At 59.3% G+C, this 12321-nt stretch carries 13 protein-coding genes; 9 read left to right on the forward strand and 4 right to left on the reverse strand.

What is annotated here, in order from left to right; all coding sequences use genetic code 11:
• Positions 1-334 precede the first annotated feature (334 nt).
• Positions 335-955: a LysE family translocator gene (locus KBY02_RS23545; RefSeq protein WP_225650791.1), complete on the forward strand. Its 621-nt coding sequence runs from the start codon at positions 335-337 to the stop codon at positions 953-955.
• A gap of 81 nt (positions 956-1036) precedes the next feature.
• Here KBY02_RS23545 and metK read toward each other — a convergent pair whose 3' ends face one another.
• Together metK and KBY02_RS23555 are read right to left on the reverse strand one after the other, a co-directional pair.
• The gene (metK, locus tag KBY02_RS23550; protein WP_003372639.1) at positions 1037-2227 is read right to left on the reverse strand and encodes a methionine adenosyltransferase; all 1191 of its coding nucleotides are present in this window, start codon (positions 2225-2227) and stop codon (positions 1037-1039) included.
• Positions 2228-2247: 20 nt separating this feature from the next.
• The gene (locus KBY02_RS23555; protein WP_003316359.1) at positions 2248-3243 is read right to left on the reverse strand and encodes an ArsR/SmtB family transcription factor; all 996 of its coding nucleotides are present in this window, start codon (positions 3241-3243) and stop codon (positions 2248-2250) included.
• Between the two features lie 258 nt (positions 3244-3501).
• On the opposite strand from KBY02_RS23555, the gene tkt reads away from it, so the two are divergent.
• The 7 genes from tkt to fba all read left to right on the forward strand — a co-directional run bounded on the left by tkt (position 3502) and on the right by fba (position 9909).
• On the forward strand, positions 3502-5499 hold the full coding sequence (gene tkt / locus KBY02_RS23560; RefSeq protein WP_032655829.1) for a transketolase: 1998 nt from the start codon (positions 3502-3504) through the stop codon (positions 5497-5499).
• A gap of 83 nt (positions 5500-5582) precedes the next feature.
• The gene (gene epd / locus KBY02_RS23565; RefSeq protein ID WP_024639818.1) at positions 5583-6626 is read left to right on the forward strand and encodes an erythrose-4-phosphate dehydrogenase; all 1044 of its coding nucleotides are present in this window, start codon (positions 5583-5585) and stop codon (positions 6624-6626) included.
• Between the two features lie 22 nt (positions 6627-6648).
• Positions 6649-7812 (forward strand): phosphoglycerate kinase, encoded by a 1164-nt coding sequence (locus KBY02_RS23570; RefSeq protein WP_003405174.1) that lies wholly within the window; start codon positions 6649-6651, stop codon positions 7810-7812.
• 27 nt (positions 7813-7839) lie between these two features.
• Positions 7840-8070 (forward strand): hypothetical protein, encoded by a 231-nt coding sequence (locus KBY02_RS23575; RefSeq protein WP_060400135.1) that lies wholly within the window; start codon positions 7840-7842, stop codon positions 8068-8070.
• Between the two features lie 84 nt (positions 8071-8154).
• Complete coding sequence (locus KBY02_RS23580; RefSeq protein WP_003405172.1) at positions 8155-8352, forward strand: hypothetical protein; 198 nt, start codon at positions 8155-8157, stop codon at positions 8350-8352.
• 52 nt (positions 8353-8404) lie between these two features.
• Complete coding sequence (locus KBY02_RS23585; protein WP_003320832.1) at positions 8405-8731, forward strand: MliC family protein; 327 nt, start codon at positions 8405-8407, stop codon at positions 8729-8731.
• 113 nt (positions 8732-8844) lie between these two features.
• Positions 8845-9909: a class II fructose-bisphosphate aldolase gene (gene fba, locus KBY02_RS23590; RefSeq protein ID WP_003316351.1), complete on the forward strand. Its 1065-nt coding sequence runs from the start codon at positions 8845-8847 to the stop codon at positions 9907-9909.
• Between the two features lie 319 nt (positions 9910-10228).
• On the opposite strand, the gene KBY02_RS23595 is transcribed toward fba, so the two are convergent.
• Positions 10229-10648: a DUF3010 family protein gene (locus KBY02_RS23595; RefSeq protein ID WP_011269228.1), complete on the reverse strand. Its 420-nt coding sequence runs from the start codon at positions 10646-10648 to the stop codon at positions 10229-10231.
• Between the two features lie 55 nt (positions 10649-10703).
• Complete coding sequence (locus KBY02_RS23600) at positions 10704-11114, reverse strand: lysozyme inhibitor LprI family protein (protein WP_003405168.1); 411 nt, start codon at positions 11112-11114, stop codon at positions 10704-10706.
• A gap of 228 nt (positions 11115-11342) precedes the next feature.
• Between KBY02_RS23600 and KBY02_RS23605 the strand changes: the two genes are divergently transcribed.
• The gene (locus KBY02_RS23605) at positions 11343-12320 is read left to right on the forward strand and encodes a dipeptidase (RefSeq protein ID WP_003405167.1); all 978 of its coding nucleotides are present in this window, start codon (positions 11343-11345) and stop codon (positions 12318-12320) included.
• Position 12321: the final 1 nt, after the last annotated feature.

Consider the following 12321-nt stretch of genomic DNA (forward strand, 5'->3'; position numbering starts at 1 on the left):
CCTGAGTCCTGTGGAATACAGAATGCAGGCCGCCAAGGCAGCGTAGGTGGATAATTGTCCAACCTTCGGGGGTCACACCACTCCAGCGTGGGAACGCAGTTCTCGACGCTCTGCGTCGTCAAGAGGACGCGGAGCGTCCAGAAAGGCATGCGACGCAGAGCGCCGCACGATAGTCGCGCCTGCACCTGCCCCTTCGTGAGCAAGCTCCCACAAAGGCTGGGTACGCATGGCCTTGCCGCTGCAGCCCGGCCGCATTTCACGGCGCAGCTGTGTCTTGACCGTTCATTAAAAAAAGCCAGACTGAATAGCTGACTCAACTCAGGGATTGGAGCCAATGGACATCTCGACACTCGCTGTATTCATTCCGGCCTGCTTTGCGCTGAACATGGCGCCCGGTCCGAACAATCTTCTGTCGATCAGTAACGCTACCCGCTACGGCTTCTCCAGCTCTTGCGTCGGCGGAGCGGGGCGCTTGCTGGCGTTTGTCATCATGATCGCCTTGGCCGGCGCAGGACTGACTGCTGTGTTGCATACGTCCGAATGGTTGTTTCATGTGATCAAGGTCGTCGGCGCAGCGTATCTGTTTTATCTCGCGGTGCAGCTATGGCGCGCCGACCCGGCTATTCAGAACCAGGCAGAGATCACAACAGCCAACGCTGGCAGCCTTGCGCGTCAAGAGTTTCTGGTGGCTATTGGTAATCCGAAAGCGATCCTGCTGTTCACTGCTTTTCTTCCGCAGTTTGTGGATCAGCAAAGTGATGTGTCAGGTCAGTTCGCGGTGCTGGGTGGTCTGTTTCTGGTACTGGAGTACGTAGCGATCGCGTTGTATGCCGCGATGGGGATCCATGCTCGTCGCCTGTTGGCCAGACCCAGTGGCAAGCGGTTGTTCAACAGGGTATGCGCGGGGTTGTTGGCAAGCGCTGCGTCGGTACTGCTGGTGTCGCGGCGGGCTTGAAGTGTGAACGTGGAATGACTGCCGCGCAGACGAAAAAAAGCCCCGAAACGACCAGGTCGTCCGGGGCTTTTTTCTGGGTTTTTACAGACCGGCAGCTGCGCGCAGGGCGTCGGCGCGGTCGGTTTTTTCCCAGGTGAAGGCGGTGAAGGTGTCATCGCCAACGGTCATTTCGACCGGGATACGACCGAAGTGGCCGTAGGCTGCAGTGGCCTGGTACATCGGGTGCAGCAGGTCGAGCATGGTGGTGATTGCGTAAGGACGCAGGTCGAAGTTGTCGCGGACCAGCTTGATGATCTTGTCATCGGACAGCTTGCCGGTGCCGAACGTGTTCAGCGAGATCGAAGTCGGTTGAGCGACGCCGATGGCGTAGGACACCTGAATCTCGCAACGCTCGGCCAGGCCGGCAGCGACGATGTTCTTGGCGACGTAGCGACCGGCGTAGGCAGCCGAACGGTCAACCTTCGATGGGTCCTTGCCGGAGAAAGCACCGCCGCCGTGACGGGCCATGCCGCCGTAGGTGTCGACGATGATCTTGCGGCCGGTCAGACCGCAGTCGCCTACCGGGCCACCGATGATGAAGTTGCCGGTCGGGTTGATGTGGAACTGGGTGTCCTTGTGCAGCAGGTGCGCAGGGATGACGTGCTTGACGATCAGCTCCATCACGCCTTCGCGCAGGTCCTTGTACGACACATCCGGGTTGTGCTGGGTCGACAGTACGATAGCGTCGACGCCGACCACCTTGCCGTTTTCGTAACGGCAGGTGACCTGGGATTTGGCATCCGGGCGCAGCCACGGCAGCAGGCCGGATTTACGCGCTTCGGCCTGACGCTGCACCAGCTGGTGGGAGAAGGTGATCGGCGCTGGCATCAGCACGTCGGTCTCGTTGCTGGCGTAGCCGAACATCAGGCCCTGGTCGCCAGCGCCCTGATCTTCAGGCTTGCTGCGGTCAACGCCCTGGGCGATGTCTACCGACTGCTTGCCGATGATGTTCATCACGCCGCAGGTCGCGCCGTCGAAACCGACGTCGGAGCTGTTGTAGCCGATGTCGAGGATGACGTTACGCACGATGTCTTCCAGATCGACCCAGGCCGAAGTCGACACTTCGCCAGCGATGATCGCCACACCGGTCTTGACCAGTGTTTCGCACGCTACACGGGCGTATTTGTCTTCAGCGATGATGGCGTCCAGAACCGCGTCGGAAATCTGGTCGGCGATCTTGTCCGGATGCCCTTCGGACACGGACTCGGAGGTGAAAAGTGAGTATTCGCTCATCTCTACGGGTTTCCTTCATTTTACCGATGGTGAGTGTCGCCAGCCGGTCGCTGAAAATGGCGAACCTGGATCTGGAAACCATTACGTAAGCCTACATAGAGGCTTTCCCCGGGAACTAGCCCCGCAGCGATGGCCCAACGGGCCAGGTCTTCCTGCTCGAAACCTAACCAGAGATCGCCACAGGCCTCCCTGGCCCAACTCTGGTCATGACTACACAATTCTGTTACCAGCAGGCTACCGCCGGGTTTTACATGTTCGGCCAGTTGCCTCAAGGCTTCGGCCGGTACCGCGAAATGATGCAGCACCATGTTGAGGACGACGCAATCGGCACTGACTTTAGCGTCGGTCAGTGCATCGGCCAGTCTGAGCTCAACGTTAGCCAGTGCCTTGCGCTCGCAGACGCCGCGTGCCAGGTCCAGCATGACCGGGCTGTTGTCCATCGCGATCACCTGACCGAAGCGTCGCGCCAGCTCTGGAAGGAAGCCGCCGTCGCCGGGGCCTACTTCCAGAGCGGTCGCTTGCGCGCCGAAGCTCAGTTTGTCGAGCAAGGTCAGCAGGCTTTCGCTGTACTGCGCCAAACCGGCGATCAGGTCCTGCTGGGCGCGAAACTTTTCTGCGGTGCGGGCGAAAAAATCCTGACTGGCCAATGCCCGTTGCCGATGCACCAGGCCGATACGGCTTTGTACGTCGTCCGGCAAGTCCAGCGTATCCACTTCATCGAGCAGCGCCGCATGCAGCCTGCCGCCCGGTAATTCGGTGTGGGGCAGGGCGCGGCGGTAGAAAATCGCGTTGCCTTCACGCCGTGTCGCGACCAGATCAGCCTGCGCCAGCACCTTGAGGTGGTGGCTCATGCCGGACTGGCCGATGGCGAAAATCTGCGCCAGTTCCAGCACGCCGAACGAGTCATTGGTCAGCACACGCAGCACGTTCAGCCGCAAGGGATCTCCGCCGGCCTTGCACAATGCAGAGAGGTCGTCGCATGCATCGTGGCGAATGGCAGGTACACGCAGGTTCATAGCTGCGCAGTCTAGAGAGCGATCCGGAGTGTCGCAAGGCCAATATCAAAAAGTTTTGATATTGCGGGATGGATGGCGTCGGTCAGGCGTTGTGAACTTGTCGTGCAGGCGGGTGATCCAGTCTTTGCGTGGCAAATAATGTCCGCAACCCCGGAAAAAAGCCTATGGTCGTCTATCTGTGATTGCCCCCGGCCTGTCCGTGAGGGAAAATGGCCTTCTTTTTCTCAATCCTATTTCTTAATTCCCAGGAGATCAGCGATGCCAAGCCGTCGTGAGCGTGCCAACGCTATTCGTGCCCTCAGCATGGATGCCGTGCAAAAAGCCAACAGCGGCCATCCGGGTGCCCCCATGGGCATGGCGGATATCGCCGAGGTTCTTTGGCGCGATTATCTGAAGCACAACCCGGCAAACCCTTCGTTTGCCGACCGTGACCGTTTCATCATGTCCAACGGCCACGGCTCGATGCTGGTCTATTCGCTGCTGCACCTGACCGGCTACGACCTGTCCATCGACGACCTGAAAAGCTTCCGTCAATTGCACAGCCGTACACCGGGCCACCCGGAATACGGTTACACGCCTGGCATCGAGACCACCACCGGTCCGCTGGGCCAGGGCTTTGCCAACGCTGTCGGTTTCGCTGCTGCCGAGAAGACGCTCGCCGCGCAGTTCAACCGCCCAGGCCACTCCATCGTCGATCACCATACCTACGTGTTCATGGGTGATGGCTGCATGATGGAAGGTATTTCCCACGAAGCGGCCTCGCTGGCCGGTACGTTGCAGTTGAACAAGCTGATCGCGTTCTACGACGACAACGGCATCTCCATCGATGGCGAAGTGGAAGGCTGGTTTACCGACGACACGCCGAAGCGTTTCGAGTCCTACGGCTGGCTGGTGATCCGCAATGTCGACGGTCATGATCCTGAAGAAATCAAGACGGCCATCGAGACCGCTCGCAAGAGCGATCAGCCGACGCTGATCTGCTGCAAGACCACCATCGGTTTCGGTTCGCCGAACAAACAGGGCAAGGAAGAGTCCCACGGTGCGCCGCTGGGTGCTGACGAAATCGCCCTGACCCGTGCTGCACTGAAGTGGAACTACGGTCCTTTCGAAATCCCGGCTGATATCTATGCCGAGTGGAACGGGAAGGAAAAAGGCCTGGCTGCCGAAGCCGAGTGGGACCAGCGCTTTGCTGACTATTCCGCCGCGTTCCCGGAACTGGCCAATGACTTCATTCGTCGCATGAGCGGGCAATTGCCTGCTGATTTTGCTGACAAATCAGCGGCTTATGTCGCCGAAGTCAACGCAAAGGGCGAAACCATCGCCAGCCGCAAGGCCAGCCAGAACGCGCTGGGAGCACTGGGCCCGTTGCTGCCTGAAATTCTGGGAGGTTCGGCTGACCTTGCCGGGTCCAACCTGACCATCTGGAAAGGCTGCAAGAGCATCACCGGCGAAGACCCTAACGGCAACTACCTGCACTACGGTGTTCGCGAGTTCGGCATGGGCGCCATGATGAACGGCATCGCCTTGCACGGCGGCTTCGTGCCTTACGGCGCCACCTTCCTGATCTTCATGGAATACGCGCGCAACGCGGTGCGTATGGCCTCGTTGATGAAGAAGCGCGTGATCTACGTATTCACCCACGACTCCATCGGTCTGGGCGAAGACGGTCCGACTCACCAGCCGATCGAGCAATTGACCAGTCTGCGTACCACGCCGAACCTGGACACCTGGCGTCCTGCGGATGCCGTGGAGTCGGCCGTAGCCTGGAAACACGCGATCGAGCGTGACGATGGCCCGTCGGCACTGATCTTCTCCCGTCAGAATCTGACCCATCAGGCGCGTGACGAGAAGCAACTGTCCTACATCGCGCGTGGCGGCTACGTGCTGCGTGACTGTGCTGCCGAGCCTGAACTGATCCTGATCGCAACCGGTTCGGAAGTCGGTCTGGCTGTGCAGGCGTACGACAAGCTGACCGAGCAGGGTCGCAACGTGCGCGTGGTGTCCATGCCATGCACCAGCATTTTCGAAGCTCAGGATGCTGCGTACAAGCAGGCGGTGCTGCCGTTGCAGGTCAGCGCGCGTATTGCCATCGAAGCGGCTCACGCCGACTACTGGTACAAATACGTTGGTCTGGAAGGGCGCGTGATCGGCATGACCACCTTCGGCGAGTCGGCCCCTGCGCCAGCGCTGTTCGAAGAGTTCGGCTTCACGCTGGAAAACGTCCTGAGCACTGCTGAAGAGCTGCTGGAAGACTGATCAGCTATGTGATGTTGATGTTGTGGGAGCGGACCGGGCGACGCTTCGCTCCCACATGATTGTTTCTCCCTGGCGAAAACTTCATGCCCCAGCCCCGCCCTTACAAAGTTGCTCTGAACGGTTACGGCCGTATTGGTCGTTGCGTCGTTCGCGCGCTGTGCGAGCGAGGGGCCAAGGCCGGGTTTGAAGTGGTTGCCATCAATGATCTGGCCGACATGGCCAGTCTCGAATACCTCACGCGCTTTGACTCCACACATGGCCGGTTCCCCGGCGAAGTGCGGGTCGAAGGGCAATACCTGCACATCAATGACCACCGGATCAAGGTGCTGCGCAGTGCGACGCCGGAAGGTATCGACTGGGCCGCTCTGGAAGTCGATCTGGTGCTTGAGTGTTCCGGTGTCTACAACACTCGCGAAGATGGCCAGCGCTTTCTGGATGCCGGCGCGCCGCGGGTGCTGTTTTCCCAGCCGATGGTCAGCGAACGGGATGTCGATGCCACCGTGGTGTTCGGCATCAACCAGCACAAGCTGACCGGCCGCGAGCTGCTGGTCTCTGCCGCGTCGTGCACCACCAACTGCAGTGTGCCGCTGCTGCGCTTGCTGGATCAGGCCATCGGCCTGGAATACATGACCATTACCACCATCCACTCGGCGATGAACGATCAACCGGTGATCGACGCTTATCATCACGAGGATCTGCGCCGTACCCGCTCGGCCTTCCAGTCGATCATCCCGGTGTCCACCGGTCTGGCGCGAGGAATCGAACGGCTGCTTCCGGAACTTGCCGGCCGAATTCAGGCCAAAGCTGTTCGCGTGCCGACCGTGAATGTGTCCTGTCTGGACATTACGTTGCAGATGTCGCGAGACACCGATGCCGTGGAGATCAACCGTATCCTGCGTGAGGCCGCCACCAGCGGTCCGCTCAAGGGACTGCTGGCCTACACTGAATTGCCGCACGCCAGTTGCGATTTCAACCATGACCCGCATTCGGCCATTGTCGATGCGAGTCAGACCCGCGTTTCCGGACCCCGGCTGGTCAATCTGCTGGCCTGGTTCGACAACGAGTGGGGCTTTGCCAATCGAATGCTCGACGTCGCCGATCACTTTCTGCGCGTCGCTGACCAATAACAGTAAAAAAACAGGAATGCTCATGACCGTCTTGAAGATGACCGACCTCGATCTGCAAGGTAAACGTGTACTGATTCGCGAAGACCTCAACGTCCCGGTAAAGGACGGCGTGGTCAGCAGTGATGCACGTATCCTCGCTTCGCTGCCGACCATCAGGCTGGCGCTGGAAAAGGGCGCGGCCGTCATGGTCTGCTCGCACCTTGGCCGCCCGACAGAAGGTGAGTTTTCTGCCGAGAACAGTCTCAAGCCGGTTGCCGACTACCTGAGCAAGGCGCTGGGTCGTGACGTTCCGCTGGTTGCCGATTACCTGGACGGCGTCGACGTGAAGGCCGGTGATGTGGTCCTGTTCGAGAACGTTCGCTTCAACAAGGGCGAGAAAAAGAACGCCGACGAGCTGGCGCAGCAATACGCAGCGCTGTGCGACGTGTTCGTGATGGATGCCTTCGGCACCGCGCACCGTGCCGAGGGTTCTACTCACGGCGTGGCCAAATTCGCCAAGGTGGCGGCGGCGGGTCCTTTGCTGGCGGCCGAGCTCGAAGCACTGGGCAAGGCCCTGGGCGCTCCGGCCCAGCCGATGACCGCCATCGTTGCCGGCTCCAAGGTCTCCACCAAGCTGGATGTGCTCAACAGCCTGAGCGGCATCTGCAATCAGTTGATCGTCGGCGGCGGCATTGCCAACACCTTCCTGGCTGCAGCCGGTCACAAGGTCGGCAAATCGCTGTACGAACCTGATCTGCTCGACACCGCCCGCGCCATCGCCGCCAAGGTCAGCGTGCCACTGCCAACTGACGTGGTGGTTGCCAAGGAGTTCGCCGAGAGCGCTGCCGCTACCGTCAAGCTGATTGCCGATGTCGCCGATGACGACATGATTCTCGATATTGGCCCGCAAACTGCTGCACATTTCGCCGAATTACTGAAATCTTCCGGGACTATCCTGTGGAACGGTCCGGTCGGCGTATTTGAGTTCGATCAGTTCGGTGAAGGCACCAAAACGCTGGCCAAGGCCATTGCTGAAAGCCAGGCGTTCTCCATCGCGGGCGGTGGTGACACACTGGCGGCCATCGACAAGTATGGTGTTGCACAACAGATTTCCTACATTTCGACCGGTGGCGGTGCGTTCCTCGAGTTCGTGGAAGGCAAGGTCCTGCCAGCGGTGGAAGTGCTCGAACAACGCGCCAAGGCTTGAGTGAAAGCTTTGGACAAGGAGTGGTCAATGGTCAGGGCGTTACCGTGGTTTCTCATCGCAGGTTTACTGGCCGGTTGCGCGGGCAAGCCTGCGGCTGAAGAGGTGGAGAGCGACTCCCCGACGCAACCGCTCCAGCTGAGCTGCTATCAGGCGGGCTGGCAGGCCGAAACGGTGCCGGTGGTCTACAAGCGCGGCGGCCCGGACGTATGGGATCGTTACGAATTCATGCCGCGGACCGGCAATGTAGGTTGTCTGTGAGCCAGGTCTGAAACCCGTTGGCAACATTGACGGGCGTCAGTGGTCTGTAAAGGGTGGATATTTTTCCGCGAAAGGAGTTTCGCCATGAAGATCGCTGCTCTGGCTCTGATGAGCTGCATTGTACTGGCTGGTTGTACCGGTTCTGGCTCGCGTGCCAAGACCTGTCAGATATTCAGCCCGGCCGACGTGAATGTCCCGACGACCGAAAACAGTCAACGGGTCGAGGCGCATGTGACCGGTGAGCCGGCCGATGACCGAAAACAGGAACAGAACTGCCCCTGACAGTTGAAACGGCCGGCACACGCCGCGTTTCGCAGGGCAGCCAGGAGACGTAATGAAAGGCGTGATTGCCCTCGGGGTTTTGGCAGTGCTTGGCGGTTGTTCGAGCATGAGTTCACCGCAGCAGAATGACCCCTGGAATCGCTGGGTATGCGACAGCAATGCTGAGGTCAACTGGCGCTACATCGACTCGGCCAAAAAGGAAGTCGATGTGCGTCTGAATCAGAGCGATCAGGTGTTCAGGCTCAAGGCCGAACCCGGCGCTGCCAGCGGAACGCTGTACAGCAACAATGTGTTGGCATTCGTCAACAAGGGTAGCGAGGGCCTGATCTACTGGGACGCTACCAACGATCTGATCGGTCGCGGCTGCAAGGCCAGATAAGTCGGATCTCGGGCACACACGCACGGCCTCGCGGCTGAGCTTATAACTTGAATGGCAGCCGCCACTACGGCAGGCTTGCTCGACTAACGACCCTACCGGGAGAGACACAGACAATGGCACTTATCAGCATGCGCCAGATGTTGGACCACGCAGCCGAATTCGGCTACGGCGTTCCAGCCTTCAACGTAAACAACCTGGAACAGATGCGCGCCATTATGGAAGCGGCCGACAAGACCGACTCCCCGGTGATCGTCCAGGCTTCTGCCGGTGCCCGCAAATACGCCGGTGCGCCGTTTCTGCGTCACCTGATCCTCGCCGCGATCGAAGAATTCCCGCACATCCCGGTGGTCATGCACCAGGACCACGGCACCAGCCCTGACATCTGCCAGCGCTCGATCCAGCTGGGTTTCAGCTCGGTCATGATGGACGGCTCGCTGCGTGAAGACGGCAAGTCCCCGGCCGATTACGACTACAACGTCGACGTTACCCGTCGCGTGGTGTCCTTCGCTCACGCCTGCGGCGTTTCCGTGGAAGGCGAGCTGGGCGTGCTGGGTTCGCTGGAAACCGGCATGGCCGGTGAAGAAGACGGCGTTGGTGCGGAAGGCGTTCTGGATCACAGCCAGATGCTGACCGACCCGGAAGAGGCCGCTGACTTCGTCAAGCGCACTCAGGTCGATGCCCTGGCCATCGCCATCGGCACCAGCCACGGCGCTTACAAGTTCACCAAGCCGCCTACCGGCGACATCCTGGCGATCGAGCGGATCAAAGAGATCCACAAGCGCATCCCCAATACTCACCTGGTGATGCACGGTTCTTCGTCCGTTCCACAGGAATGGCTGAAGATCATCAACGAGTTCGGCGGCGACATCAAAGAAACCTACGGTGTGCCGGTCGAAGAAATCGTTGAAGGCATCAAGCACGGCGTGCGCAAGGTCAACATCGACACCGACCTGCGTCTGGCGTCGACCGGTGCCATCCGCGAATTCATGGCCAAAAACCCGAGCGAGTTTGACCCGCGCAAGTACCTGGCCAAGACCGTTTCGGCCATGCGTGATGTATGTATCGCTCGTTACGAAGCATTCGGCACCGCTGGCAACGCCTCGAAGATCAAGCCGATCTCCCTGGACGCCATGTTCGAACGCTACGCGCGTGGCGAACTGGATGCCAAGGTCAACTGAGTTGACTGAGCATTGAAGAAACCCGCAGAAATGCGGGTTTTTTTATGTCCGGTCAAAAGCACCTGCCGGGTGAATGAATGCTCCGCGCTCATGGTTAGACACAAGTACTGAAGAGCCTGAACATCTCGCTTCTGCGCGGCGGGCGTAGGAGCGAACTTGTTCGCGAAAGGGCCGGTACATTCTCCAAAAATGCATTTTATGAACGACCGTCTTCGCGAACAAGTTCGCTCCCACGGCCTTCGGCCAGAATCAAAAGCGGACTTGTGCGTAACGATGGGTACTCCGCGTGGGCATGCGGTTCCGGACGCTCTTGAAGCGTCTAAACGCTCTTCATCAACCCTGCACACGCCGCCTTGTACGCTTCGTGCTGGTACTTGTTCAGGGTGTCAGGCAGGGCGAAGGTGTGTTTCTTGTTCTGTGCGTTGATGGTTTGCGGCGAGATCAGCACCACGTCGCAATCGGACATCAGTTGAAAGATGGTTTCGATCTTGAAGGTGGTCGGGCCGCCAGCGAATTCGCCTTTCTTGCTGCGCTTCTTGATGGCGATGTGGCTGACGCCGTTTTCACGCACGAAGCCTGCGATTTGCGTGGCGAAAGCCTTGACGTTGGCAGGCTCTTCATCGTCCTCCAGCGCGATCTTTTTCGTGGCCAGCGGCAGGTGGGCGAGGCCGCTGCTCTGCCGTGTGGCGAGGGCGAAGATGGCTTCGCTGCCTTTGATTTCTACACCGCAAATAATCATGAGAAAACCTGATGAGCTCGTTCATATAAAGAGGCAGGTTATCTCATCGTAGACGTTATTCCTGCGCTATCGACTCCAGATACTCCGAGCGCTCGTCACTCATGCGTGCAATGCAGTCGTTTTCGCTGATGGTGAAGGCCTTGCTGCCTGCTGCAGAAGGAAAGACTTCCACCGCGCAGTCGGCGTCACGCAGCTTCTCCCAGGCTTGCTGGGCGGTTTTGAGTTTGCTGGTAAAGTCGTTGAACTGCGTCTTATTGGCAACGAACTGGGACTGAACCCGCTTGAGCAGATTGTCGAAGTTCTCCTTGAGCAACTGTTCGGCAGTGGTACGGCTGTAGGCCGAGCATTCCAGTGTCTGCTTGTCGTCCTCGACACCGTCGCAGGGCGACGCGTCCGGATTCTGAGCAGCATGTACGCCTGTCACAGCTGTCGTCATAAGGGCCAGGGTCAGCAAAAACGTTTTCATCGAGTCGCTCCGATCCATTGATAGGCTCGATTCTGTCTCAAGCGCGAGACATTGAACAGGTTTACGACATCGCACGACCACGCGCCGTACCCCTTCGTCGCATCTTGACGCTTTCGGCAAACCCCCTGTCGTTTTTGCACCCGGTTCCCCTGACCCTCCGGCATATGCTGACCCCATTAGCGCCGACAGCCGATTCGGCGCACCGGAATCAAAAAAGGGGACAGCCTGATGAGCCCAGCCGAATTACACGCTGACAGCATCGTTATTGACGGGCTGATCATCGCCAAGTGGAACCGCGAGCTGTTTGAAGACATGCGCAAGGGCGGCCTGACCATGGCCAACTGCACCGTGTCGGTGTGGGAAGGCTTTCAGGCGACCATCAACAGCATCTGCACCAGCCAGAAACTGATGCGCGAGAACAGCGACCTGGTCATGCCGGTGCACACCACTGCCGATATCCGCAAGGCCAAGGAACTGGGCAAGACCGGCATCCTGTTCGGCTTCCAGAACGCGCACGCCTATGAAGACCAGATCGGCTACGTCGAGATCTTCAAGAAGCTCGGCGTCGGCATCGTGCAGCTGTGCTACAACACCCAGAATCTGGTGGGCACCGGCTGCTACGAGCGCGACGGCGGGCTGTCGGGCTTCGGTCGTGAGATCGTCGCTGAAATGAACCGTGTCGGGGTGATGTGCGACCTGTCCCATGTCGGCTCGAAAACCTCGGAAGAAGTCATTCTCGAATCGAAAAAGCCGGTCTGCTATTCCCACTGTCTGCCATCCGGCCTCAAGGAACACCCGCGCAACAAGTCCGACGCCGAACTGAAGTTCATCGCCGACCATGGCGGGTTTGTCGGCGTGACCATGTTCGCGCCGTTCCTGGCCAAGGGCATCGAGTCGACCATCGACGATTACGCCGAAGCCATCGAATACGTGATGAACATCGTCGGCGAAGACGCCATCGGCATTGGTACTGACTTCACCCAGGGTCACGGTCAGGAATTTTTCGAGTACCTGACCCACGACAAGGGCTACGCCCGCCGCCTGACCAACTTCGGCAAGATCATCAACCCGCTGGGCATCCGCACCGTCGGGGAGTTTCCCAATCTGACTGAAACGTTGCTCAAGCGCGGTCACTCCGAACGCGTGGTGCGCAAGATCATGGGCGAGAACTGGGTCAACGTTCTGGCCGACGTCTGGGGCGAGTAAA

This window comes from Pseudomonas sp. P129 (assembly GCF_020312195.1).
GTDB lineage: Bacteria > Pseudomonadota > Gammaproteobacteria > Pseudomonadales > Pseudomonadaceae > Aquipseudomonas > Aquipseudomonas fragariae.